This window comes from Mycolicibacterium sp. MU0050, from assembly GCF_963378085.1.
GTDB lineage: Bacteria > Actinomycetota > Actinomycetes > Mycobacteriales > Mycobacteriaceae > Mycobacterium > Mycobacterium wendilense.
On sequence record NZ_OY726395.1, the window covers coordinates 1425240 to 1447453 of the forward strand.

At 70.3% G+C, this 22214-nt stretch carries 19 protein-coding genes, 1 tRNA gene and 1 pseudogene; 13 read left to right on the forward strand and 8 right to left on the reverse strand.

All coding sequences use genetic code 11. From position 1 onward, the window contains the following. Positions 1 to 105 precede the first annotated feature (105 nt). From glgP to R2K23_RS06900, 3 genes are all read left to right on the forward strand, one after another. The gene (gene glgP / locus R2K23_RS06890) at positions 106 to 2670 is read left to right on the forward strand and encodes an alpha-glucan family phosphorylase (RefSeq protein WP_316515484.1); all 2565 of its coding nucleotides are present in this window, start codon (positions 106 to 108) and stop codon (positions 2668 to 2670) included. Next, positions 2667 to 3515, forward strand: coding sequence for a Vgb family protein (locus R2K23_RS06895; RefSeq protein ID WP_465270711.1), 849 nt, complete (start codon positions 2667 to 2669; stop codon positions 3513 to 3515). The genes glgP and R2K23_RS06895 overlap by 4 nt, the downstream gene beginning before the upstream one ends. Positions 3516 to 3626: 111 nt before the next feature. After that, complete coding sequence (locus R2K23_RS06900) at positions 3627 to 4430, forward strand: MspA family porin (RefSeq protein ID WP_396893545.1); 804 nt, start codon at positions 3627 to 3629, stop codon at positions 4428 to 4430. A gap of 8 nt (positions 4431 to 4438) precedes the next feature. Here R2K23_RS06900 and R2K23_RS06905 read toward each other — a convergent pair whose 3' ends face one another. The 3 genes from R2K23_RS06905 to R2K23_RS06915 are packed head-to-tail and all read right to left on the reverse strand — an operon-like array spanning position 4439 to position 9312. Continuing rightward, positions 4439 to 5932, reverse strand: coding sequence for a neutral zinc metallopeptidase (locus R2K23_RS06905; protein WP_316517108.1), 1494 nt, complete (start codon positions 5930 to 5932; stop codon positions 4439 to 4441). Between the two features lie 31 nt (positions 5933 to 5963). Further along, on the reverse strand, positions 5964 to 8015 hold the full coding sequence (locus tag R2K23_RS06910) for an ATP-dependent DNA helicase (RefSeq protein ID WP_316515488.1): 2052 nt from the start codon (positions 8013 to 8015) through the stop codon (positions 5964 to 5966). A 10-nt stretch (positions 8016 to 8025) separates the two neighbouring features. Continuing rightward, positions 8026 to 9312, reverse strand: a complete 1287-nt coding sequence (locus R2K23_RS06915) for a nicotinate phosphoribosyltransferase (protein ID WP_316515490.1) — start codon at positions 9310 to 9312, stop codon at positions 8026 to 8028. Positions 9313 to 9462: 150 nt separating this feature from the next. Here R2K23_RS06915 and clpS point away from each other — a divergent pair, with 150 nt between their 5' ends. The 8 genes from clpS to rdgB all read left to right on the forward strand — a co-directional run bounded on the left by clpS (position 9463) and on the right by rdgB (position 15236). Next, positions 9463 to 9765, forward strand: a complete 303-nt coding sequence (gene clpS, locus R2K23_RS06920) for an ATP-dependent Clp protease adapter ClpS (RefSeq protein ID WP_316517110.1) — start codon at positions 9463 to 9465, stop codon at positions 9763 to 9765. A gap of 16 nt (positions 9766 to 9781) precedes the next feature. Then, complete coding sequence (aosR, locus tag R2K23_RS06925; RefSeq protein ID WP_316515493.1) at positions 9782 to 10363, forward strand: oxidative stress transcriptional regulator AosR; 582 nt, start codon at positions 9782 to 9784, stop codon at positions 10361 to 10363. Beyond that, on the forward strand, positions 10363 to 11403 hold the full coding sequence (locus R2K23_RS06930; protein ID WP_316515494.1) for a P1 family peptidase: 1041 nt from the start codon (positions 10363 to 10365) through the stop codon (positions 11401 to 11403). Before aosR ends, R2K23_RS06930 begins: the two co-directional genes overlap by 1 nt. A gap of 83 nt (positions 11404 to 11486) precedes the next feature. Further along, positions 11487 to 12158: a rhomboid family intramembrane serine protease gene (locus R2K23_RS06935; protein WP_316515496.1), complete on the forward strand. Its 672-nt coding sequence runs from the start codon at positions 11487 to 11489 to the stop codon at positions 12156 to 12158. Next, on the forward strand, positions 12155 to 12991 hold the full coding sequence (gene murI, locus R2K23_RS06940) for a glutamate racemase (RefSeq protein WP_316515499.1): 837 nt from the start codon (positions 12155 to 12157) through the stop codon (positions 12989 to 12991). The genes R2K23_RS06935 and murI overlap by 4 nt, the downstream gene beginning before the upstream one ends. Positions 12992 to 13049: 58 nt before the next feature. Further along, positions 13050 to 13829, forward strand: a complete 780-nt coding sequence (locus R2K23_RS06945) for a cyclic nucleotide-degrading phosphodiesterase (protein WP_316515501.1) — start codon at positions 13050 to 13052, stop codon at positions 13827 to 13829. A gap of 21 nt (positions 13830 to 13850) precedes the next feature. After that, positions 13851 to 14630, forward strand: coding sequence for a ribonuclease PH (gene rph, locus R2K23_RS06950; protein WP_316515502.1), 780 nt, complete (start codon positions 13851 to 13853; stop codon positions 14628 to 14630). A 6-nt stretch (positions 14631 to 14636) separates the two neighbouring features. Further along, positions 14637 to 15236, forward strand: coding sequence for an RdgB/HAM1 family non-canonical purine NTP pyrophosphatase (gene rdgB / locus R2K23_RS06955; protein WP_316515504.1), 600 nt, complete (start codon positions 14637 to 14639; stop codon positions 15234 to 15236). Here the strand turns inward: rdgB and R2K23_RS06960 are convergent. Then, positions 15233 to 16384: pseudogene (locus tag R2K23_RS06960) on the reverse strand (acyltransferase family protein); the annotation flags it as partial. The gene rdgB and the pseudogene R2K23_RS06960 sit on opposite strands and share 4 nt — an antisense overlap. A 57-nt stretch (positions 16385 to 16441) precedes the next feature. On the opposite strand from R2K23_RS06960, the gene R2K23_RS06965 reads away from it, so the two are divergent. Further along, entirely contained in the window at positions 16442 to 17908 is a 1467-nt protein-coding gene (locus tag R2K23_RS06965; protein ID WP_316515505.1) for an MFS transporter, read from the forward strand. On the opposite strand, the gene R2K23_RS06970 is transcribed toward R2K23_RS06965, so the two are convergent. Both R2K23_RS06970 and R2K23_RS06975 read right to left on the reverse strand, forming a co-directional pair. Continuing rightward, on the reverse strand, positions 17905 to 18270 hold the full coding sequence (locus tag R2K23_RS06970; RefSeq protein ID WP_316515507.1) for a DUF3817 domain-containing protein: 366 nt from the start codon (positions 18268 to 18270) through the stop codon (positions 17905 to 17907). The genes R2K23_RS06965 and R2K23_RS06970 overlap by 4 nt on opposite strands. Next, the gene (locus R2K23_RS06975; RefSeq protein WP_316515508.1) at positions 18267 to 18662 is read right to left on the reverse strand and encodes a hypothetical protein; all 396 of its coding nucleotides are present in this window, start codon (positions 18660 to 18662) and stop codon (positions 18267 to 18269) included. Before R2K23_RS06975 ends, R2K23_RS06970 begins: the two co-directional genes overlap by 4 nt. A gap of 70 nt (positions 18663 to 18732) precedes the next feature. On the opposite strand from R2K23_RS06975, the gene R2K23_RS06980 reads away from it, so the two are divergent. Next, positions 18733 to 18819, forward strand: a tRNA-Leu gene (locus R2K23_RS06980). Positions 18820 to 18824: 5 nt separating this feature from the next. Here R2K23_RS06980 and R2K23_RS06985 read toward each other — a convergent pair. Both R2K23_RS06985 and R2K23_RS06990 read right to left on the reverse strand, forming a co-directional pair. Continuing rightward, positions 18825 to 21200 (reverse strand): flippase-like domain-containing protein, encoded by a 2376-nt coding sequence (locus tag R2K23_RS06985; RefSeq protein ID WP_316515509.1) that lies wholly within the window; start codon positions 21198 to 21200, stop codon positions 18825 to 18827. Positions 21201 to 21377: 177 nt separating this feature from the next. Beyond that, positions 21378 to 22106 (reverse strand): TetR/AcrR family transcriptional regulator, encoded by a 729-nt coding sequence (locus tag R2K23_RS06990; RefSeq protein WP_316515511.1) that lies wholly within the window; start codon positions 22104 to 22106, stop codon positions 21378 to 21380. Positions 22107 to 22214 lie beyond the last annotated feature (108 nt).

The following is a 22214-nucleotide window of genomic DNA, read 5'->3' on the forward strand; positions in this document are numbered from 1 at the left end:
ACTTCGCGCGTACTTCACACCGTAATGGTCGCTGTGCCGAAAGGAGCGCTATGCGAGTCGGCGGCGACCCTGCGGGACCCCGAAATGTCGGTAGGGTATCGATGCGTGAAAGCCCTCCGTCGGTTCACCGTCCGTGCGCACCTGCCGCACCGGCTCGCCGCCCTCGCCCAGTTGTCGACCAACCTGCGCTGGTCGTGGGACAAACCCACCCAGGATCTGTTCGCCACGATCGACAACGACCTGTGGCTCGATTCCGGTGGAGATCCGGTGGCGTTGCTGGGTGCGGTGAGCCCGCAGCGTCTCGACGAGCTCGCCGGCGATGAGGCGTTCGTCACTCGACTGGATGCCCTGGCCGCCGATCTCGAGCACTACCTGACCCGGCCGCTTTGGTACCAGCAGCAGGACGCGGCCGACCTGCCCACCGGAATCGCCTACTTCTCGATGGAGTTCGGGGTGGCCACCGTGCTGCCCAACTACTCCGGCGGTCTCGGCATCCTGGCCGGGGACCACCTCAAGTCGGCCTCGGATCTGGGGTTGCCCCTGATCGCCGTGGGCCTGCTCTACCGGTCGGGGTACTTCCGGCAGTCGCTGACCGCCGAGGGCTGGCAGCACGAGACCTATCCGTCGCTGGATCCGCACGGGCTGCCCTTGCGGCTGCTCACCGACGCCGCGGGCGCTCCTGCGTTGGTGGACCTGACGATGCCGGCGGGGGCGCAGCTGCGGGCCCGGATCTGGGTGGCCCAGGTCGGACGGGTGCCGCTGCTGCTGCTGGATTCCGACATCCCCGAGAACGAGCACGACATGCGCGGGGTGACCGACCGGCTCTACGGCGGCGACCAGGAACACCGCATCAAGCAGGAGATCCTGGCCGGCATCGGCGGCATCCGCGCAATCCGCGCCTACACCGCGATCGAGGGACGCCCGGAGCCCGAGGTCTATCACATGAACGAGGGCCACGCCGGATTCCTGGGAGTGGAACGGATCCGCGAGTACATCGCGTCGGCCGGCCTGGATTTCGACACCGCGCTGACGGTGGTGCGCTCCAGCACCGTGTTCACCACGCACACGCCCGTCCCCGCCGGTATCGACCGGTTCCCCACCGAGATGGTGCAACGCTATTTCGCCGACGACCGGCCCAATCCGCTGCTGCCGGGCGTGCCGCTGGACCGGGTCATCGAGTTCGGCGTCGAAGAAGATCCGAGCAAGTTCAACATGGCGCACATGGGCCTGCGGCTGGCGCAGCGCGCCAACGGTGTCTCGCTGCTGCACGGCGAGGTCAGCCGGTCGATGTTCAGCGGGCTGTGGCCCGGGTTCGACCAGGACGAGGTGCCCATCGGCTCGGTCACCAACGGCGTGCACGCGCCCACCTGGGCCGCCCCGCCGTGGATCGACCTGGCTCTGGAGCTCGCCGGTGACGACTCGCTGGGCGACCCCGACACCTGGCTGCGGGTCCAGCAGGTCGACGCGAGCCGGCTCTGGCAGATCCGCTGCGAACTGCGCGCGCTGCTGATCGAGGATGTGCGGGCCCGGCTGCGTCGCTCGTGGTTGGAGCGCGGGGCCACCGAGGCCGAACTCGGCTGGATCTCGGCCGCCTTCGACAAGGACGTGCTGACCATCGGGTTCGCCCGCCGGGTGCCCACCTACAAGCGGTTGACGCTGATGCTGCGCGACCCCGAGCGACTCGAGGCGTTGCTGCTCGACGAGAGCCGGCCCGTGCAGTTGATCGTCGCGGGCAAGTCGCACCCGGCCGACGACGGCGGCAAGGCGCTGATCCAGCAGGTGGTGCGCTTCGCCGACCGCCATGACGTCCGGCACCGCATCGCGTTCCTGCCCGACTACGACATGTCGATGGCGCGGCTGCTCTATTGGGGCTGCGATGTCTGGCTGAACAACCCGCTGCGCCCGTTGGAGGCGTGCGGCACCTCCGGGATGAAGAGTGCCCTCAACGGCGGGTTGAACCTCTCGATCCGCGACGGCTGGTGGGACGAGTGGTATGACGGCCAGAATGGCTGGGAGATCCCGACGGCCGCGGGCGTGGCGGACGAGGCCCGCCGCGACGACCTGGAGGCAGCCGCCCTCTACGACCTGTTGTCCGGCTCGGTCACCCCGAGCTTCTACGACCGTGACGACGCCGGGGTTCCGGCCCGCTGGGTCGAGATGGTCCGGCACACCCTGCAGGTTCTGGGACCCAAGGTGCTGGCCTCCCGGATGGTGCGCGACTACACCGAGCAGTACTACGCGCCCGCCGCGCAGTCGTTCCGGCGCACCGCCGCGACCTCCTACGAGTCCGCCCGCGAGCTCACCGCCTACCGGGCCCGCGTCGAGGCGGCCTGGCCGCAGATCGCGATCACCGATGTGGACGCGACCGGTCTGCCGGACACGCCGCTGTTGGGTTCGGAGCTGACCCTGACGGCGACGGTCCACCTGGCCGGTCTGCGGCCCGACGAGGTGGACGTGCAGGCCGTGCTGGGCCGCGTCGACGGCACTGATTCGTTGCTGGATCCGGTGACCGTGGCGATGACGCACACCGGTGCCGGCGAGGACGGGGAGGTGTTCACCACCTCGGCCCCGCTGCCGGTGGCCGGCTCGGTGGGCTACACCGTGCGCGTGCTGCCGCGCCACCCGTTGCTGGCCGGCGACAACGAACTCGGGCTGGTGACGCTGGCGTGAGCTCCGCGTTGACCGTCGCGTTGGACGGCGGACCGTACGGCCTGGCCATGGGACCGGACCAGCGGATGTGGGTGACGTTGGTGCACAGCGGGGAGATCGCCCGGGTCGGGGCCGACGGCGCCGTCGACGTCTTCCCGGTGGCGCCGGACGCCAAGCCGTCCAACATCGTCGCGGGCCCCGATGGCGCGCTGTGGTTCACCCGCGCCGGCGATGCGCGCATCGGGCGGGTCACCGTCGACGGTGAGCTCAGCGAGTTCGTGCTGGGCGAGGGCAGCACGCCGTTCGGGATCGCCGGCGGACCCGACGGCTGCCTGTGGTTCACCGACATGACCGCGGGCACCGTCGGCCGGATCACCACTGACGGGCAGATCTCAGTCGAGCAGGCCACCGGCGGGATGCCTTCGATGATCGTGGCGGGCCCGGACAACGCGGTGTGGTTCACCCTCAACCAGGGCAACGCGATCGGGCGACTCGAAGTCGGTGGCGCCCTCACCGTCCGCGAGTTGCCCACCCCGGGCGCGGGCCCGGTCGGCATCACCACCACCCACGACGACGCCGTGTGGTTCACCGCGATCCTCGCCGACAAGATCGGGCGCATCCCCATGGACGAGGCCATCCAGGAACTCGACCTGCCCGGTAAGCCGCATGCGGTGGTGGCCGACCCGGCCGGCGGCGTATGGGTCAGCCTGTGGGGCAGCGACCAACTCGCCCGGGTCAGCGCCGACGGCGAGGCGGTGCTGTTCGACCTGCCGCCCGGCAGCGAACCGCACGGGATGGCCATCGGTCCGGACGGCGCGCTGTGGGTGGCGCTGGAAAGTGGCTTCGTGCAGCGTCTTCCCAACTGAGTGGGAGCCGCCTTTCCGAACCGGCCTGGCGAGCAGGTAAGTTCCGGAAAGAGGCGTCACGAGTCGTCGCATCGGGGCGGCGGGCCCGGCTGGACGCCCAGGGAGGGCTACATCGTGATCCATGGTCGACGTTTGGTCGCGGTCCTGGCGGGTCTGCTCCTGGTGTTGTCGGTCCCGCCGGCCAATGCCGAGCCCGAGCCGGCACCCGAACCCGTCGTCGACGTCGCCGCCCTGCCCGCGGACCCGGGCGAGGCGCTCGCCGATCCGGCCGCGGCCCCGGTGGATCCGGCCGCGGCGCCCGGACCGGGCGAGGGCGCCCCGCCCGTCGACGACGCCGTGATCGTCTCCGCGCCGCCCGCCACCTCCGAGGCGCCCGACGGCTGGACGCTCACCGTCGGCGCCACCGACGAGATCCTGCGCCCGATCCCCCCGCTGACCACCGCCCTCTCGTCGCGCAGCTACGAGGTGGCCGGCGTCTTCAACGGGTCGGTGAGCGGTCCGGACGACGGCGAGGAGCCGCGCGGGGTGCTCGAGGTCGGCTACCACATCGGCTGCGGGATCGACATGAGCACGTCCAACGGGGTGACGCTCACCGGCAGCGTCGGGATGACCCCGTCGATCGGTCTGCTGGGCATCGATTCGGCGGGAATCCTGGCCGACGGCATCGCGCCGGTGCTGTCGACCCCCATCAGCGGCGGTATCGCCGTCGGCCTCAAGCCCGGGATCATCCACATCGTCCCGGTGACCAAGAAGGAGTACAAGGGCGCCGAGCCGTGGGTGTCGGTCAACGGTTTCCAGATCAAGATCGACGGCTGCATGGGTGAGTCGTTCATCCGCTCCTATGCGGTGCTGACCCGCTCGACCGACATGTCCGACGCCATCCAGGCCTACTACGGCACCACGAAGAAGGTGTGACGGCCCGGTCAGGGGAAGCGCTTCAGACAGCGGTCCTGGTCGCCGAGGACGCCGGTGCGGAAGGCGTCGATCCGGGAGAACCCGGCGGGCACGGACTCGCCGTTGACATCGCTGGCGACCAGTCCGTTGCTCAGTAATCCGGCGACCGCCTCGTCCAGATCGCCGGCGGTCAGCGCGATGGTGTCGCCCTCGGGGGTTCTCACCTGCTGGGTGAGCATCGTGGTGGCTACCCCGGTCAGGCACGCGGTGCGCAATGCGGCCTCGGCGGTGTCCAGCGCCACCCCGCCGTGGGCGTGCTGCAGCGCCATCATGTAGCGCGACACCAGTACCGAGTATGCCGAGTTGTCACCGGAAAGCGGTGCGGCCGGGTCGAATTCGGCGGGGCTGGAGCCCATCTGGGCCAACCCCGCCAGATCCACGGTGATGGTGTTGGTGGCCGGGCAGTACGACGCGGGCGGGCTCGGGCGCGCGTCCGGGCACGCCGCGGGTTCGGCCGCAAACGCCAGCCGCGGTGGCTCCGCCGGCGTGAACTTGGCGTTGAGCGCCCCGACGAACGAGCGCACCGACTGCTCGGTCACGGGCCACTCACCGGTTTCGCCCTGCTGCAACGCGACCGGCAGTTCACCGCGCCGCTGGGCGATCTCCTTGGCGTCGATGGCCGCGCACGCCGAGGCGCCGTCGGTGAAGCCGAACTGAAATGCCGAAATGCGTTCGAACGCCGAACCGTGCTCGTCCATGTCCGCGCTGTAGACGTAGTCGTCCTCCGACAGCAGGGGATCGCGAAACGAGATCATCCCGGCGAGAAGGTTGTTCAGTCCGTCGCCGGTGCTCAGGGTGAAGCGGTCGGAGTTGTCCTCGGCGACCCACCGCATGTAGGCACCGGAGAAGCAGTCGGCCTGCTGCTCGGCGACCAGCGTCGAGGTGCCGCGCCGGTTCAACCGGGCCTGCTGTTGGACCGAATGCCCGTACTCGTGGGCCAGCACCATGGTGATCGCCATGTCGCCGTGCACCTGTCGCAGCGCGGGGAGCAACACGGCCCGATCCCAGCCGATGGTGTTGTCGATGGGGCAGAACGCCGCGTTGACCAACCCGTAGGTGTCGCTGCCGCAGAAGACCCCCGCGTAATCCTCGGCGTCCCAGGAGATCACCGCATCGACGGGTTGGAAGCTGCGGCCGTCGAATGCCTCGGGGAAGGCGCCCTCCCAGAACTGCTCGACATCGGCGACCGATTGCCCGGCCAGCTCATCGATTTCGCCGCCGTCGGATTCGGAGACCGCGCGCCCGTCGCGGTGCACGTCCTCGCGCAGTCCGGTCGGGCCGTCCACGGCGCGCATGCCGGCCACCTTGAACGGGTCGGCGAACACCGAGACCGGGGCCCCGGAGACCGTGGTGGAACAGGCCGCCAACAGCAACGCCGCGGCACCGACCGCGAAACCCAGGCCCAGCCTCGGCATACTGGCGCCACCTCCCGACCCCGAGGAGCCCGCGCCCCCGCTTCGCAGTCAGACTAGCGGCGAGATCGCCGCTCGTGGATCAGTTGCCGGCCAATGTCGCGCGCAGCCGCGTCAACGCCTGGCGCACCGCGGCGGGGTCGGTGGTCGACCAGAACGGTGGCAGCGAGGCCCGCAGATACCCGGCGTAGCGAGCGGTGGCCATCCTCGAGTCCAGCACCGCCACCACGCCGCGGTCGTCGGCGCGGCGCAGCAACCGGCCGGCGCCCTGGGCCAACAGCAGCGCGGCATGGGAGGCCGAGACCGCCATGAAGCCGTTGCCGCCGCGCGCGGCGATCGAGCGCTGCCGCGCGGTCAGCAGCGGGTCGTCCGGCCGCGGGAACGGGATCCGGTCGATGAGGACCAGCGACAGCGACGGCCCCGGGACGTCGACGCCCTGCCACAGCGACAGCGTGCCGAACAGCGAGGTGGCCGGGTCGGCGGCGAACTGCTCGATCAACGTCGAGGTGGATTCCTCGCCCTGGCACAGCACCGGGGTTTCCAGCCGCTCGCGCATGGCCTCGGAGGCCGCGCGGGCGGCGCGCATCGAGGAGAAGAGGCCCAGGGTCCGGCCGCCGATGGCGGTGATCAACTCCTCGATCTCGGTGAGCTGTTCGCTGGACCCGGCACCGTCGCGGCCGGGTGGGGGCAGCTTCTTGGCGACGTAGAGGATGCCGGCCTTGTCGTGCTGGAACGGTGAGCCGACGTCGATCCCGCGCCACGGGGGACTTTTCGCGTCCGCGGTGTTGTCGGGTTCCTGGGTCCGCGCGCGGGTCAATCCCCACGCGGCGGCCATCGAGTCGAAGCTGCCGCCGACGGTCAGCGTCGCCGACGTCAACACCGTGGTGGTCGTGGCGAACAGGCGCGAGCGCAGCAGGCCCGCCACCGACAGCGGCGCCACCCGCAGCACCGGGCGTACCGATCCGCGGTTGTCCTCGTGGGCCAGCCAGACGACATCGGTGCGTTCGGTCAGCGGCGGCCCGAACGATTCGAGGACGCGGGTCGCGGTGTCGGCGATGTCGCTGAGCCCGGCGACGGCCTCGGCGCGGGCCGCGGCGGCCTGGGGATCGCCCGGGGTCGGGTTGATCGCCGAGCGCGCGGCGTGCGCGGCGTCGCGCAGGGTGGTCAGATACGTGGCCAGCTCGTCGTCGAGGTGGTCGATGCGACCCGGTTCGGCGTCGTGGATCGCCGAGGTGAAGGTGGCGCCGGCGGCTTCGAGTCGGGTGGCGAGCTCCGGCCCGATCAGCCGCGCGCTGCGCCGCTGGGCCACCGTGAGCAGTGCCGGGGTCAGTTCCCCGGTGGCGACCGCGGTGACCCGGTCGACCAGCTCGTGGGCCTCGTCGACGACCAGCAGGTCGTGCTCGGGCAGCACGGCGGCATCGGCGATGGCGTCGATGGACAGCAGCGCGTGATTGGTGACGACGACGTCGGCCAAACCGGCTGTGCCGCGAGCCTTCTCGGAGAAACAGTCGGTGCCGTAGGGGCATCGCGACACGCCGATGCATTCCCGGGCCGACACGCTGACCTGGGCCCAGGCCCGCTCGGTGACGCCGGGCTTGAGCTCGTCGCGGTCGCCGGTCTCGGTCTCCGACGACCACGCGGTGAGCCGCTGCACCTCGCGCCCGAGCGCGGTGGCCGCGAACGGCTCGAACAGCTCGTCCTGCGCGGCCTCGGCGGCATCGGGCTCACCAGCTCCGCTGTGGATCTTGTTCAGGCACAGGTAATTTCCGCGACCTTTGAGCAGCGCAAAGCGCGGTTTGCGCGGTAGCTTCGATGCGAGTGCCTCGGCCAGGCGGGGCAGGTCGCGGTCGACGAGTTGGCGTTGCAGGGCGATGGTGGCCGTGGACACGACGACCGCACCCCGGGAGGCGTCGCGGTCCGCGGAGATGGCCGCCGCCAGCGCCGGCACCAGATACGCCAGGGATTTCCCGGTTCCGGTGCCGGCCTGCACCGCGAGGTGCTCGCCGGTGGCGAACGCGCGGGCCACCGCCTGGGCCATCTCGACCTGCCCGGCGCGCTCCGTGCCGCCGAGGGCGGCGACCGCCTCGGCAAGGAGTTCCAGGGTGCCGGCCTGCTCGGAATCGCCGACCGTCATGGGCGCGGGGTCACGGCGCGACAAGCCGGGTCGGAATGGCCGGGTCGCCGTGGGACAGCTTGAGGCCCTCCCACGGCAGGCTGGTCAGGCCGTCGGCGACCAGTGCGCGGGCCGCGGCGATGTCGTCGGGGGCGACCCGCTGACCGCCGCGCACCAACGGCACCGTCAGCGTTCGCGCGCCTTCGGCATCGGCCGGGGGCCGCCCGGCGGGGAACACCACTTCCTCGGTGATGGTGCCGGACGGCTTGGCCAACCGAGCGGCCTGCTTGGCGCCGCCGTGGGACTGCTTGTTGCTGCTGCGTTTCGTGACCGGGCGGCCGTCGACCTCGACCAGCTTGTAGACCATGTTGGCGGTGGGGGCGCCGGATCCGGTGACCAACGAGGTGCCCACGCCGTAGCTGTCGACCGGTTCGGCGCGCAGGGCCGCGATGGCGAACTCGTCGAGATCTCCGGAGACCACGATGCGGGTGCCGGTGGCGCCCAGTTCGTCGAGTTGCCGGCGGACCTGGCCGGCGAGCACACCCAGGTCGCCGGAATCGATGCGCACCGCGCCCAACTCTGTGCCGGCCGCCGCGATCGCGTTCGCCACCCCGGCCGTGACGTCGTAGGTGTCGACCAGCAGAGTGGTGCCCACCCCGAGCGCGGCCACCTGGGCGCGGAACGCGGCCGGCTCGTCCGGGCCATCGGGACCGGTGTAGAGCATGGTGAAGGCGTGCGCGCTGGTGCCCAGCGCGGGCACGGCGTAGCGGCGGCCGGCCTCCAGGTTGGAGGTGCCGTCGAACCCGGCGATGTAGGCTGCGCGCGCCGCAGCGACGGCCGCCCGCTCGTGCGTGCGACGCGAACCCATCTCGATCAGGCGGCGCCCGGCCGCGGCGCTGACCATCCGGGCCGCTGCCGAGGCGATCGCGCTGTCGTGGTTGAAGATTGACAGCGACAGCGTCTCCAACAGCACACACTCGGCGAAGGTGCCGTGCACCGAGAGCACGGGGGAGTCCGGGAAGTACAGCTCGCCCTCGGCGTAGCCGTCGATGTCGCCGGCGAAGCGGAAGTCCCGCAGGTAGTCGAGCGTGGCGGGGTCACAGAACTCCGCGACCGTCTCAAGTGCGGCGTCGTCAAACCTGAACTGCGCCAGGGCATCCAGAAAGCGTCCGGTGCCGGCGACCACGCCGTAGCGGCGCCCGGCGGGTAGCCGCCGGGCGAACAATTCGAAACTGGCACGGCGCTGCGCGGTGCCGTCGCGCAGCGCGGCGGACAGCATGGTGAGTTCGTATTTGTCGGTAAGCAGGGCCACCGTCACAGGGGGCAACGTTAGCCGATCGACGAGCCGGGGAGGGACGAGCCGGTGAGGAGCGAGGCGATGAAGCTCCAGCCGATGGACGAGGCGGCGATGGACGAGCCGCTGGACAGTGAGTTCTTGCGGCAAATGACGCCCGCTATCCTGGGAGCCATGGCTGCGTCAGCACCGACCAAGCCAGGGTCGGTTGGACAACGGCAGGACGAGTCCGTCGAGGCGACCCAGCGTCCGTGGGTGACCATCGTGTGGGACGACCCGGTGAACCTGATGAACTACGTGACCTACATCCTGCAGAAGCTGTTCGGCTACTCCGAGCCGCACGCCACCAAGCTGATGTTGCAGGTGCATCACGAGGGCAAGGCGGTGGTGTCCTCCGGCACCCGCGAATCCATGGAAGTCGACGTCGCGAAGCTGCATGCGGCCGGCCTGTGGGCCACCATGCAGCAGGATCGCTGAGGGTCGGCGAGCGCGAGTGCGTAAATGGAAGCGGATCGACACCGCTGACGGTCCTCGGTTCCGCTCCGCGTTGGCCCCGCACGAGGCGGCCCTGTTGCGCAATCTGGTGACCTCGATCGTCGGGATGCTCGACGACCGCCAAGCCGCGGCGCCCGCCGACGAACTCGAGCAGATCACCGGCCTGCGCACCGGTAACTCCACCCCGCCCGAGGACGCCACCATGGCGCGGCTGCTGCCGGACTTCTTCCGGCCGCACAACGACCATCCGGCGGGGTCGGCGGCCGCCGAAAGTCTCAACGGGGCGCTGCGCAGCCTGCACGAGCCGGAGATCATCGACGCCAAACGTGAAGCAGCGCAATGCATTCTGTCCACCTGCCCGGCCGACGGTGGCCGCTTCGAGTTGTCCGAGGACCAGGCCAACTCCTGGATCGCGGCGGTCAACGACGTCCGGCTGTCGCTGGGCGCCATGCTGGAAATCGGCCCCGACGGCCCCGATCGGCTGCCCGCGGACCATCCGTTGTCCGGGCACCTCGACGTCTACCAGTGGCTGACCGTGCTGCAGGAGTACCTGGTGTTGGCCTTGATGGGGCAGTTCTGATGGCGGCGGGGTCGATCACCGACGTGGCGGGGATCCTCGTCGGCCATCACCAACGGATCGATCCGGACGTCACGTTGGGCTCCGGTTGGGCCTGCGGCACCACCGTGGTCCTCACCCCGCCGGGCACGGTCGGCGCGGTCGACGTGCGCGGCGGTGCGCCCGGTTCGCGCGAGACCGATCTGCTCGACCCGGCCAACAGCGTCCGCTACGTCGACGCCGTCGTCCTGACCGGCGGCAGCGCCTTCGGCCTGGCCGCGGCCGACGGCGTGATGACCTGGTTGGAGGAGAACGAGCGCGGCGTCGCGCTGGACGGCGGCCTGGTCCCGATCGTCCCGGCGGCGGTCATCTTCGACCTTCCGGTCGGCGGCTGGGGTTGCCGCCCCGACGCCGACTTCGGCTACCGGGCCGCCGCCGGCGCTGCCGCGGGCACCGCGATGGGCAACGTGGGCGCGGGCGTCGGCGCCCGCGCCGGCGTGCTCAAGGGCGGGCTGGGCAGCGCGTCGCGCACGCTCGACAATGGCACGACCGTGGGCGCGATCGTCGCGGTGAACAGCGCCGGCAACGTCTTCGACCCGCGCACCGGGCTGCCGTGGATGGCGCATCTGATCGAGGAGTTCGGGCTGCAGCGGCCGACGCCGGAGCAGATCGAGGAGTTCGCCGCGCTCGACCGCGAGGGCAGTGCGCTCAACACCACGATCGCCGTCGTCGCCACCGATGCGGCGCTCAGCCCGGCCGGCTGCCGGCGGCTGGCCACCGCCGCACACGACGGCCTGGCGCACACCATCAAGCCGGCGCACACCCCGATCGACGGTGACACCGTGTTCGCGCTGGCGACGGGGGCGATCGAGGTGGCCCCCGATCCCAATACTCCCGCGTCGATGTCGCCGGAGACCAAGCTGGTGGCCGACCTCGGCGCGGCCGCCGCCGACGTCCTGGGCCAGGCGGTGCTGGCCGGGGTGCTCGCCGCCGAATCGCTGGCCGGCGTGCGGTCATACCGGCAGCTGTTGTCCTCGGCGTTCGGCCGCGCCGAAGGTCGCTGAGCGGTCGTGGTCGCCGCCGCGGGTGGGGCGTCGGGCCGCGCCGGTAGCCTGGACGCGGCCGAAGACGCTCTGGAAGGGCAGCTATGGGCATGACCGCACAGCCGGGTGCCGCGCCGCGGAAACGACCGGCGTGGAAGGTCGGCGGCGCCACGATCCTCACCTTCGTGGCGTTGCTGTACGTCATCGAGTTGATCGACCAGTTGATCGGGCATCGGCTCGATGCCAACGGCATCCGTCCCCTGGAGACCGAGGGCCTGTGGGGCATCATCTTCTCGCCGCTGCTGCACGCCAACTGGGGGCATCTGCTGGCCAACACGGTGCCGGCCCTGGTGCTCGGGTTCCTGATGACGCTGGCCGGGATGAACCGCTTCGTCTGGGCCACCGCCATCATCTGGATCCTCGGCGGCTTCGGGACCTGGCTGATCGGCAACATGGGCGGCTGCGCGGGCCTGCCGACCGTCCACGTCGGGGCCTCGGGGCTGATCTTCGGCTGGCTCGCGTTCCTGTTGATCTTCGGCTGGTTCACCCGCAATGTCTGGGAGATCGTCATCGGCATCACGGTGCTGGTGTTCTACGGCGGTTTGCTGTGGGGCGCGGTGCCGGTACTGGACCGCTGCGGCGGGGTGTCCTGGCAGGGGCATCTGTGCGGCGCGATCGCCGGCGTGGTGGCCGCCTATCTGTTGTCCGGCCCGGAACGCAACGCCCGGCAGCAACGCAAGCTCGACAAGTCCCGTCCGCCGTTCCCGACGTCATGACCGACGACGCGGCGAAACGCACGGCCCCGGTCGGTGTCTTCGACTCCGGCGTGGGCGGACTGACCGTGGCGCGGGCAATCATCGACCAGTTGCCCGACGAGGACATGATCTACGTCGGCGACACCGGCAACGGTCCGTACGGTCCGCTGCCCCTGGCCGAGATCCGCTCGCACGCCCTGGCGATCATGGACGATCTGGTGGATCGCGGCGTCAAGGCGTTGGTGATCGCGTGCAACACCGCGTCGTCGGCGTGCCTGCGGGACGCGCGGGAACGCTACGACGTCCCCGTCGTCGAGGTCATCCTGCCCGCGGTGCGGCGCGCGGTGGCCACCACCCGCAACGGCCGGATCGGGGTGATCGGGACACAGGCCACCGTGACCTCGCGGGCCTACCAGGACGCGTTCGCGGCGGCCCGCGACACCGAGATCACCGCCGTCGCCTGTCCGCGCTTCGTCGACTTCGTGGAACGGGGGGTGACCAGCGGGCGGCAGGTGCTCGGCCTGGCCGAGGGGTACCTGGCGCCGCTGCAACTCGCCGATGTCGACACCCTGGTTCTGGGCTGCACGCACTACCCCCTGCTGTCCGGGCTGATCCAGCTCGCCATGGGGGACAACGTCACGCTGGTCTCCAGCGCCGAGGAGACCGCCAAGGACCTGCTGCGCGTGCTGAGCGAACAGGACCTGTTGCACCCGCACACCGATGGTTCGACGCCCACGCGACTGTTCGAAGCGACCGGTGATCCGGGGGCGTTCACCGCCCTGGCGGCCCGTTTTCTGGGGCCGGTCATCACCGGGGTGACACCGGTTCGTCGACACGTGGGGACCCGGCCGTGACCGCACTCGCGCAAACTCGCGATGTTTTCGTCGTAGCTCCGGCGGGCATGGCAAGCTAGTGACTGTGCGAATGACCGTGCTCGGCTGCTCCGGTAGCGTCAGCGGCCCGGATTCGCCCGCCTCGGGTTACCTGTTGGCCGCGCCGGACACGCCGCCGCTGGTCATCGATTTCGGAGGCGGGGTTTTGGGGGCCCTGCAGCGCTACGCGGACCCGGGCGATGTCACGGTGCTGCTCAGTCACCTGCATGCCGACCACTGTCTGGATTTGCCGGGGCTCTTCGTGTGGCGGCGTTACCACCCGAATCCTCCGGAGGGCCGGGGGTTGATGTACGGACCTCGCGACACCTGGTCGCGGCTGGCCGCCGCGAGTTCGCCGGAGGGCGGCGAACTCGACGACTTCAAGGACATCTTCGACATCCGGCATTGGACCGACGGAGAACCGGTCCGCATCGGTGGCCTGGAGGTGCTCCCGCGGTCGGTGTCGCACCCCACCGAGTCCTATGGCATGCGGTTCACCGATCCCTCGGGTGCGGTGCTGGTGTACAGCGGCGACACCGGGATCTGCGACTCCGTGGTCGAGTTGGCCCGCGACGCCGACGTCTTTCTGTGCGAGGCGTCCTGGACGCACGCCCCCGGCGAGCGGCCGCCGCACGTGCACCTGTCGGGCACGGAGGCGGGCCAGATCGCGGCGAAGGCCAACGTCGGCGAGTTGTTGCTGACGCACATCCCGCCGTGGACGTCGCGGGAGGACGTGATCAGCGAGGCCAAGGCCGAATTCGACGGGCCGGTGCGGGCCGTGGTGTGCGGCGAGAGCTTCGACGTCCGCCGCGCCCGCTGACCGAACCGATAGGGTTACCGGGTGTCCCCTCGTGAAGACGGTCGCGCCGATGATGAGCTGCGACCGGTAACCATCACCCGCGGCTTCACCTCACATCCGGCCGGTTCGGTGTTGGTGGAGTTCGGTCAGACCCGCGTCATGTGCACCGCCTCGGTGACCCAGGGCGTCCCACGCTGGCGCAAGGGCTCCGGATTGGGCTGGCTGACCGCCGAATACGCGATGCTGCCGGCGGCCACGCACAGCCGGTCGGATCGGGAGTCGGTCAAGGGCCGCGTCGGCGGGCGCACGCAGGAGATCAGTCGCCTGGTCGGCCGCTCGCTGCGCGCCTGCATCGACCTTCGGGCGTTGGGGGAGAACACCATCGCCATCGACTGCGACGTGTTGCAGGCCGACGGCGGCACCCGCACCGCGGCGATCACCGGCGCCTATGTCGCCCTGGCGGACGCGGTGACCTACCTCGGGGCGGCCGGTCAGCTGTCCGATCCGCGCCCGCTATCGTGTGCGATCGCCGCGGTGAGCGTCGGGGTCGTCGACGGCCGGGTGCGCGTAGATCTGCCCTACGAGGAGGATGCGCGCGCGGAGGTGGACATGAACGTCGTCGCCACCGACACCGGCACCCTGGTCGAGATCCAGGGCACCGGCGAGGGCGCGACGTTCCCGCGGTCGACCCTGGACAAGATGCTCGACGTGGCGATGGTGTCCTGCGAGCAGTTGTTCGCCCTGCAGGCGGCGGCCTTGGAGGCGCCCTACCCGGGTGAATTACCCGAGGGACCCGCTCCGAAGAAGGCCTTCGGCAGTTAGCCCCCGATGGCCCGGATCCTGGTAGCCAGCCGCAACGCGAAGAAGCTGGCGGAACTGCAGCGGGTGCTCGACGGCGCCGGCGTGTCCGGCCTGCAGTTGCTCTCGTTGGCCGATGTGCCGCCGTATGACGAGGCGCCCGAAACTGGGGCCACCTTCGAGGAGAACGCGCTGGCCAAGGCACGTGACGGCTTCGAGGCCACCGGAATCCCTTGTGTCGCAGACGATTCGGGTGTCACCGTGGCGGCCCTCAACGGCATGCCGGGGGTACTCTCGGCGCGGTGGGCCGGCGCCCACGGGGACGACGAGGCCAATTACCGTCTGCTGCTCGCGCAGTTGGCCGATGTGCCCGACGAGCGTCGGGGCGCGGCGTTCGTCTCGGCGTGCGCGCTGGTCGACGGCAGCAACGAGACCGTGGTGCGCGGCGAGTGGCCGGGCACCATTGCGCGCGCCCCGCGCGGGCTCGGCGGTTTCGGCTACGACCCGATCTTCATTCCGGAGGGATCGTCGCGCTCGGCCGCCGAATTGAGTCCCGCCGAGAAGGACGCGGCCTCCCACCGCGGGCGCGCGTTGACCCTGCTGGTGCCGGCGCTGCGCGCGCTGGTCTGAGTGAGTCGCCGCAGCAGCCAGGCCAACGGCACGCTGAGGGCCAGCGTGGTGAGCATCAAGCCGGCCGTCGACCCGGTGAACACCGGCCAGTCCAGTACCACGTGCATGGCGACCGCCATCACCGCGACGTGCACCAGGAAGATCTCGTAGGAGATCTCGCCGAGCCACACCATCGGCCGGGTGCTCAGCACGCGGCTGAACCAGCTGCGATCCCCCGATGCCAGCGGCGCCAGCAACAGCACCGCGACCACGGCGTACAACGTGGCCTTGGCCAGCGGCTGGGACAGCTGCTGCTCGGTCAGCGCGGTGCCGCCCGCGATGGGGGAGCAGACCAACAGGAACGCCGGCACCGCCAGCGTCAGCGTCGTCGCGGCGCGCACCCGCACGCCCATGGCCTGGAGGACCGCCAGCATCATGCCGCCGGCGAAGGGGGCCAGGTGGGCGGGCAGCCACATGCCCGCGGAGTTCGGCAACCAGTCGCCGGCGTAGTGCGCGATCAGCCACAGCGGCCCGACCGCGGCCAGCGCCGCCAGGCCGGCCAGCAGCAGCCCGGGCCGCCAGCGGCCGCCGCAGAGCACCGTGAGCAATGCGTAGGCCAGCGCCGGAAGCACCGCATAGAACGCGACCTCCACGGCCAGGCTCCACATTTGCGACAGGCCCGGATGCAGCAGCGTGACGAGGAAGTTGTCGGTGTAGATCTGGGTCAAGGTCAGGTGGCGCACCAGTCCGGACCAGCTTTGCCCGGGGTTGGGGCCGGGAGTGAACACCGTGTACAGGGCGAACACCGCCAGCACCGTGACGAGGTAGGCGGGCAGGATGCGGCGGACCCGGCTCCGGGCGTAGCGACGCAGCCGGGGTTTGTCGGTGCGCTCGTCGCGGGCGTGCCGGACCCAGGGGCGAAACAACAGGAAGCCGGAGAGGGCGAAGAAGATCGGGACCCCGATCTCCAGCCGGGCGTAGACGTTGCCCAGGAAGGTGTCCGTGAGCCGGCCGGTGGCGAACGCGGCGTGGGTGGCCACCACCAGCAGGGCGGCAACGGCGCGCAGGCCGGTCAGTGAATCGAGGTGAGCGGACAGCCGATCCGGCGCGCGCAGACCCGCACCGGCGGGGTCGCTGGTGCGTGCGGATCTGGGCGGTTCGACCGACACCGCATCGAGTCTAGCCAGAATTTGAATAGATGACCTAAGTGTGTAACCTGGGCGGTCATGCGCCGGTCCCCAGACTCTGCCCGTGTCGGGCACCCGAGAGTCTTGATCTTCGCGCTGTGCGCCTCCGGTGTGAGCGTCTCCCTGATGCAGACGCTGATCATCCCGGTGCTCCCGGAACTGCCGATGCTGCTCAACGCCAGCGCCGCCGACACGTCCTGGGCGATCACCGCCACCCTGCTCACCGCGGCCGTGGCGACACCGGTGTTCGGCCGACTCGGCGACATGTACGGGACCAGGCGGATCCTGATCGCCTGCGCGCTGTTCTTGATCGCCGGTTCCCTGCTGGCGGCGGTCACCACGTCGCTGTTGCCACTGATCATCGGGCGGGGGCTGCAAGGCTTCGGCATTCCGATCATCCCGTTGGGTATCAGCGTGATGAGGTCCTGCGTCTCGCCCGACAGAGTGGGCGCGGCCATGGGAATGATGAGCGCCTCGCTGGGTGTCGGCGGCGCGCTGGGTCTGCCGATGGCCGCCGCGATCGCGCAGTTCTGGGACTGGCACGTGTTGTTCTGGTTTGCCACCGGGCTCGGGGTGGCCGCGTTGCTGCTCTTCGTTTTCCTGGTGCCGCGGTTGCCGCCCCGCTCCGCGGACCGCTTCGACCCGTTGGGCACGGTCCTGCTCGCTGGGGGCTTGGTGACCCTGCTGCTGCCGATCTCCAAGGGCGCGGTCTGGGGCTGGACGTCGACGCTGACGCTCGTGCTGTTCGGGTCCTCGGTGGTGATCTTCGCGATCTTCACCGTGTGTCAGTTGCGGATGTCCTCGCCGATCGTGGATCTGCGCACCACCGTGCGGCGCCCAGTGCTCACCACCAACCTTGCCTCGATCGGCGTCGGCATGTCGCTGTTCGGCATGTCGTTGATTGCCCCGCAGATACTGGAGCTGCCCGCCGAGACCGGATACGGCCTGGGGCAGACGATGCTGCAGACCGGTCTGTGGATGGCGCCCGGCGGCGTGGCCATGATGCTCACCTCGCCGGTCGCGGCCCGGGTGGCCGCCCGCCGTGGGTACAAGTTCACCCTGGTGCTGGGCTGCACCATCATCGCCGCGGCCTACCTGGCGGGGCTGCAGCTGCTCAGCAGCCCGCCGCGGCTGGTGGTGTTCAGCGTGCTGATCAGCATCGGCGTCGGGTTCGCGTTCTCGTCGATGCCCGCGCTGATCAACGCCGCGGTACCCATGTCGGAGACGGCCGCCGCCAACGGCATCAACTCGCTGGCGCGGGCGCTGGGAACGTCCATCTCCAGCGCCGTGGTGGGGGCGGTTCTCTCGGGCATGACGATGACGTTCGCGGGACACGAGGTGCCGACGTTGGCGGCCTTCCACACCGCGCTCATCGTGGCGGCCGCCGCGGCCGGCCTGGCGGCGCTGCTGGCGCTGTTGATCCCGACGCCCCCGCTGCCGGGCAGCGCCGAGGCCGACGACGGGACGGACGCCGAGTTGGTGACCGGCGGCGCGGCCCGGACCTAGATGCCGAACTGGGCCTTGAGCTTCTTGGTCTGGAAGTGCTCGACGATGATGCCGACCAGCGGCACGGTCCCGGCGAGCAGGACGCCGATGGTCTTGCCGATGGGCCAGCGCACCTTGACCGCGAGGTTCGCGGTGCACAACAGGTAGATGAAGTAGACCCAGCCGTGGATGGGCGCGATCAGATCCATCCAGCCGGGCAGATCCTCAACCCGCAGAACGTATTTCACGATCATCTCGTAGGTGAGCGCGATCAGCCAGATGCCCGTGGCCCACGCCAGGATGCGGTACCACTTGAGCGCCTTGACGATCGTCTCGATCGGTGCGGCGCCGGCGGGGATCGATGGCGACTCGGGGGCGGTCATGCGGTGGTCCTGTCCTGTCTGTCGTCGTCGGCGAGTTCGCCGTCGTGGTGGGCCAATTCGGCCAGATACGCGTTGTATTCCCGCAGCACGGGGTCGTCGTCGTCGTCCGCGGCGGCCTTCGGGCGCTCGGGCAACAGATCCGCCGGGATCTCCCGGGGCGCGGCGTCCTCGTCGGGCTGCGGCGGGGCCTCCTCGAGGCGGATGAACTTGCGATAGGCGATGACGCAGAACGCGGCGAAGAACGGCCACTGCATGGCGTAGCCGAGGTTCTGGAAGGTGCCCGAGGTGGACTCGTAGCGGGTCCACTGCCACCAGGACAGCGCCAGGCAGGCGCCGGCGGCGACGGCGACCAGCGCGACGAGCGCCCATCTCCGACGCCGTGTAGTGGACATACCTCGAAGGTACCGCCTAGCAGGGCCTAGGCAGGAATCGAGGGCGCGCGAACGGTACGATCAGCGCCATGCGGGCGTGATGAAATTGGCAAACATGCCGGCTTTAGGTGCCGGTGCTCGAGAGAGTTTGTGGGTTCGAGTCCCACCGCCCGCACCACCGGCTCAGATCATTTCCTTCTTGGTCAACCAGCGCATGATGGGCCAACCGGCAAACACCGGCAGCCAGCAGGTCAGGATGCGATAGAGCAGCACCGCCGGGACCGCGACGCCGGCGGGCACCCCGAACGCCGCCAGGCCGCCGATCAGCGCGGCCTCGACCGCCCCGACGCCGCCGGGGGTCGGCGCCGCGGAGGCCAGCGTGCCGCCGATCATGGTGACCACGGTGATCGTGACGAACGACACGTTGCCGCCGAACGCCTCGACGCTGGCCCACAGTGCCAGAGCCGAACCGAGAGTCGTTCCGGCGCAACCGAGGACGATCAGCCCGAAGCGCTTGGGTTCCTTGGCCAGCTCGATTAGATCGTTGCCCGTTTCCTTGAGGCGGGGCCGCACCTCGGTCCCGAGCCACCGGCGCAGTTTGGGTACCACCAGGAAGGTGCCCACCAGGCCCAACGCCAGGCCCGCGATCAGATACAGCACCGGCGCCGACGGGACGAAGTGCGACAGATCCGCGGTGGCGCCGGCCACCGCGGAGAACAGGATCAGCAGCGACACGTGCACGATCACCTGCACCGACTGCTGCAGCGCGACGGCGGTGGTGGCGCGCACCACCCCCAGGCCACCCTTCTGCAGGAACCGGGTCGACAGCGCCAGGCCGCCCACCCCGGCCGGGGTGGTGGTGGCCGCAAAGGTGTTGGCCACCTGCATGATGGTCAGGTTGCGGTAGCTGACGGCGCCGTCGGCGCAGGCCCACAGGGCCGCAGCGGCACCCAGATAGCGCAGCGCGGAGACCGCCAGGCCCAGCAGCGCCCACGACCAGTTCGCCGAGCGGAGTTCGGAGAAGAAGGTCGGCACGGTGCTGATGAACGGGTAGGCGACATAGACCAGCGCTACCAGCAGCACCAGCTGGATGACCTGGCTGCGGGTGAAGCGGGTGATGGTCTCGGGCTGGATCTGGTCGGCTCCGGTCTGCCGCTTGACCTCGTCGCGCGCCGCGGTCAACACGGCGCCGGGGTCGTCGAACGAGTCGCGCAGCCGCGCGGGCATGGCTGACTTGGTCAGCCGCCGCGACGCCGTCAGCACCTCGTCCTTGCCGAACACCTCGATGGCGGCCTGCACCGCGGCCTCCGCGCCGTAGAGCCGGGTGGTGCTCGCCAGCAGCTGCGCGATGTCGGCCTGCAGTTGCACGTCGGTGGCGCCGTACTCGGAGTGCGCGAACCCGCCGAAGAGCACCGCGCCGTCGTCGACGGTGATCTCCTTGCTGCGCAGGTCGCCGTGGGCGATCTGGTTGCGGTGCAGCACCGCGAGCGCCTCCCACACCCGCTCCACGGGTGTCTCCTCGAAGACATCGTGCAGCGCGGACCCGCGCGCCGGCGTGCGGGCGAACATCGTCCAACCGCGGTCCAGCGGCGCCACCGACATCTCGGTGGTGTTGGCGACGCAGAGATCGCCGATCGCGATGGTCATCAGGCCGCGGTGTTCGACGGCCCGCCGCATCGATGGCTGCAGGGGCGCGGTCTCGCTGGTGCGCAGCCGTAGCTTGCGCCAGAACTGCCGCAATGCGCCGCCGCTGCGTTGGTTGGGGCCATACAGCTCGACCAGGACGGTGGAGGCCGGTTCCACCGACAACGCCGAGAGCACCAGCGGCCCCGGGCCGGCCGGGCGCACCACCGTCAGCGCCGAGGTGGTGAACCCGCGGCGGGCCAGCGCGCGCACCGCGCCGTCGAGCGGGACCTCCAGGGCGGGCGTGCCGACCACCAGCACCACCAGCGCCCCGACGAACCAGCCCACCGCCAGGCCCAGCAGCGAGCGGGCCGGGACCACCGCGCTGATCACCAGGTGGATCGGCACGAACGCCAGCAGCAGCGTCCACCACCACCGCCGCCACCGCGCCGGCAGGCCCGGGCCGGACACCGTCAGCATCGCGGCCAGCATGGCGATCCAGCGCGGGTCGTCGAGGAACTGCGACAGGACGGTGTCGAGCCGGTCGGTGAGATCGAAGTGCCAGGTGGGGGCGGCGATGCCGTTGCCGCTGATCGAGAGCGCGAGCCCGGCGATCAGACCCGCGGCGACATAGGCCCCGAGTAGCTTCCACTGCCGCGCGGCGATCAGGCCGATCAGGATGACGAACGGCAGCGCCAGGATGGCCACGCCGTAGGCCAGATAGACGAGGTTGGACTGGGTGGGTGTCAGCACGCCGACGATCTCGGAGATGGACTTCTCGAGTGCCACCCACTCGTAGCGGGTGATCAGCGAGCTGGTGATGACGATGGCCAAGAACACCGTGGCCAGGATCAGCCGAATGATGTCGTTGGTCCGCCTGCCCAACGGTTGCAGCAGGCGGCCCGAAACGGTGATCTCGCGCCCGTCAACCCGCATGTCTGCGAGATCCTACGGTGCCATTGCGGCTTGGTCGGGTAAGCGGGTTTGAGTCGCGCCCCGGGTGGGAATCATCCTCGCGCCAGACTTGCCTCGGGAACGGCCCGGTCCCTGTACAAGGGACCGGGTCGTTCGATATTCACCCGGCCCCGCGCCCGCTGCCGAACACCGCGCTGATCAGCTGGAATCCTCGTCGACGACGGAGGCGGCGATCACCCGGTCGATGTCGGTCGGCGCGGGGATCTCGGCGCCGTCGGTGGCCTCGGAACCGACCAGGGCGTCGAGCACCCCGTCGGCCAGGTCGAGCACGCCCTGGGTGGCGTACGGCATTTCCGCGGTATCGGCCATCGTGAGTTGGATGGACACGATGCCGTGCAGACTGGTCCACAGCGTGTAGGCCAGTTGATGCAGCGGCAGGGCGAACGGATGACCGGCCTGCGCGCACTCCCGCAGCACCCGGCGCAGCGGGCCCGTCACCTGTCGTGCCGGGTGTCGGCCCAACTGCGCGGGATCGCCCACCGGCTGCCGCACCTGATACATCAGCCGGTAGCGGCCGGGGTTCTCCAGCGCGAACAGGCAGTAGGCGTGCAACTGCGCGCGCAATCGGTCCCGTGGCCCGGCGTCTCCGGCGGCCTGGTCGGCCGCGCGCATGACCTCGGCCAGCTGGGTGTACTTGTCGGCCAGCGCCGCCCAGACCAGTTGGGACTTGTCGGCGAAATGCAGGTAGATGCTCGGTGCGGCGACGCCGACCTCCTGGGCCACGGCGCGCATCGTCAGCTTTTCGTCGCTGCCCGACTCGTCGAGCAGCCGATTGACCGCGGCGAGGATCTCGTCGCGCAGCTGGTCGCCGTGCCCGCGGCGGCTCCGGGGCCGGCCGGTGCGTCGAGTCGGTGCGTTGCGCTGCACAGTTCACCTCCGGGTGTGCGGGGAATCACCAGGCCAAAGGCCCCTTCGGGGTCTATAGCCGGGCTAAGCTTCAGTTAACTGAACGTTGTTAGCTTATGTGATGGAGGT